General features: G+C 67.1%; 2 protein-coding genes. Both read right to left on the minus strand.

Translation table 11 applies throughout. The annotated features are described in order from the left end of the window. On the minus strand, positions 1-1836 hold a 1836-nt coding region (locus NTX40_10195; protein ID MCX5649442.1), incomplete at its 3' end, for a pyruvate, phosphate dikinase. Between the two features lie 228 nt (positions 1837-2064). Then, a partial coding sequence (locus NTX40_10200) for a radical SAM protein (GenBank protein MCX5649443.1) occupies positions 2065-2796 on the minus strand: 732 nt, incomplete at its 5' end.

Genomic DNA, 2796 nt, shown 5'->3' on the forward strand with positions numbered 1-2796 from the left:
GATCATCTTGCGGAGTTTGAAGAGGGGCACCTCGGCCCCTTCGCCGTAGAACATGTGCTCGGTGCGCACCAGTCCGATGCCTTCGGCCCCGAAGGTGCGGGCCACGCGGGCGTCCTCGGGCGTGTCGGCATTGGCGCGGACACCGAGTCGGCGGACCTTGTCGCAGGCTTTCAGGAACTCGACGAGCCTCGGGTTTTCGGGGTCGGGATCCACGGTCGGCAGTTTGCCCGCATAGACGACGCCCTTGGTGCCGTTCAGGCTGATCCAGTCGCCCTCGCGGAGGACCGTGGCGTCGGCGGAGATGGTCTTGGCGCTCGCGCTGACTTTGAGTGCGCCGGCGCCGACGATGCAGCACTTGCCCCAGCCGCGGGCGACGAGGGCGGCGTGGCTCGTCATGCCGCCGCGGGCCGTCAGAATTGCCTTGGCGGCCCGCATGCCTTCGACGTCCTCGGGATTGGTTTCCTCGCGGCAGAGGATGACGACCTCGCCGCGTTCGGCCCACGCGACGGCGTCGGCGGCGGTGAAGACGATGCGTCCGGCGGCGCCGCCCGGCCCCGCGGGCAAGCCCTTGGCGAGAACGGCGGCCTTGCGTTCCGCCTGCGGGTCGAGGATGGGATGCAGGAGTTCGTCGAGTTGCGCGGGCGTGACGCGCGTGACGGCCATCTCCTTGGAGATAAGCCGTTCGCGCAGCATCTCGACGGCCATCCGCACGGCGGCTGGGCCGTTGCGCTTTCCGGTCCGCGTCTGAAGCATCCAGAGCCGCCCGTCCTGGATCGTGAACTCGATGTCCTGCATGTCGCGGTAATGTTTTTCGAGGCCGTTGCGGATCCGGACGAGTTGGGTGTAAACCTTCGGCATGGCGTTCTGGAGGCTCTGGAGTCCGGCCGAGTGCTCCGACCGCGTGTCCTCGTTCAACGGATTGGGTGTGCGGATGCCGGCGACGACGTCCTCGCCCTGGGCATTGGGAAGCCATTCGCCGAAGAACTTGTTTTCGCCGGTGGCGGGGTTCCGCGTGAAGGCCACGCCGGTCGCGGAGTTATTGCCCATGTTGCCGAAGACCATGGCCTGGACGTTGGTGGCGGTGCCCCACGCGTCGGGGATGGCCTCGATGCGGCGATAACTGACCGCGCGTTTGCCGTTCCACGACTGGAACACAGCGCCGATGGCGCCCCAGAGTTGTTCCTGCGGGTCGTCGGGGAACGGCTTGCCGAGGACCTCTTTCACCTTGGCCCGATAGATGCCGATGAGTTCTTCCAGTTGGCCGGTCGTCAGGTCGGTGTCGTTCTTCGCCCCGGCGCGTTCTTTCATCTTCGCCATTTCGTGTTCGAGTTGATGGCGGATGCCCTTGCCCTCGGCGGGTTCGATGCCGGCCGCCTTTTCCATGACCACGTCGGTGTACATGGTGATGAGGCGCCGGTAGGCGTCCCACACGAAGCGGGGGTTCTTCGCCAGGCGGACCATGCCGGGGATCGTCGCGGTCGTCAGGCCGATGTTGAGCACCGTCTCCATCATGCCAGGCATCGAGGCGCGGGCGCCCGAGCGGCACGAAAGGAGCAGGGGATTCTCCACGTCGCCGAACCGGGCGTCCATGACTTTTTCGACGCGCCCCAGGGCCTTGTCCACTTGCCCCTCAAGTTCCTTGGGGTACCGCCGCCCCTGCTTGTAATAGTGGGTGCAGACCTCGGTCGTGATGGTGAACCCGGCCGGGACGGGGATGCCGAGATTGGTCATTTCGGCCAGATTGGCCCCTTTGCCGCCGAGGAGTTCCTTCATGTCGGCCCGGCCGTCCGCCTTGCCGTCGCCGAAGAAATAGACGCACTTCCTTGCCTTCGCCATGGTCGCGTCTCCCTTGCTTTTTCGTCCTGACTGCGGTCTCGATGCCTCTTGTAGCGCGGGGCCTTGCTTGCCACGCCGAAGTCCGCCCTCCGTTCTGGCGGACGAAGGCGGGTGCCCCGCGCTTCTTGTGCGCGGGGGGTAAACCCCCGCGCTACATAAACACCGGCGTTTTCAACAAAGCAAGCCCCTCTCTAAACGAATGGCGCGCCTTCGCATCTGGCGCGCCACTCAGAGGTGGCTGGTATTTTTAGCACCTTGGGTGGCGGGCGTCAACCCTTTTCCGCAGGCAAGCGCCGGCGCGCTGAGTGTGTGGCACGGCCGGTCTCGCCCGGCCGTGCGCAGGCGGTTCGGGGGAAGCACTGGCGGGCAAGCCGCCAGTGCCACCCGCCTCTTCCCTTGCGCGCGTGCGGCAAGTCCCAACCCAAACGGGGCAGGCGCGTCCGGACTCAACGTGGACGGCAGCGGCCCGCAAGCGGGCCGGCGAACAAGCGCGGCGGAATCGGCCGACCCGAAAAGGACCGGGCACCGCGCCACCAGGCCGTGCGATTCGACCACTTCCTTGGCCCAGTCGTAATCCGGCCGGCCCGTGAGGACGAACTTCACCTCGTCGCGCGGCGTCAGGCGCTCCAGGTTGCGCCAGTCCATCCGGTCGGCCATGCCGGAGCCGGGCGTCTTCACGTCCACGATCCGCCGGGCGCGCACGTCCACGAGGTCAATCGGATGGGCGCCCGACGTTTCGACCATCACTTCGTGCCCTCGGCGGATCAACGCCACGACAAGGGCGTTAACGTCCTCGGCCTGGAGGAGCGGCTCGCCGCCTGTGATCATGCACCAGGGCAGGCCCGTTTCGTCCAGGCGGGCGAGAACCTCCGCAACGGTCATGTCGCGCCCGGCATCGGGGGGGCGGGCGTCGGGCGTGTCGCAATACGAGCACGCGAGGTCGCAACCGGCGACGCGGAC

It is taken from the genome of Planctomycetota bacterium (assembly GCA_026387035.1).
Classification (GTDB): domain Bacteria; phylum Planctomycetota; class Phycisphaerae; order FEN-1346; family FEN-1346; genus JAPLMM01.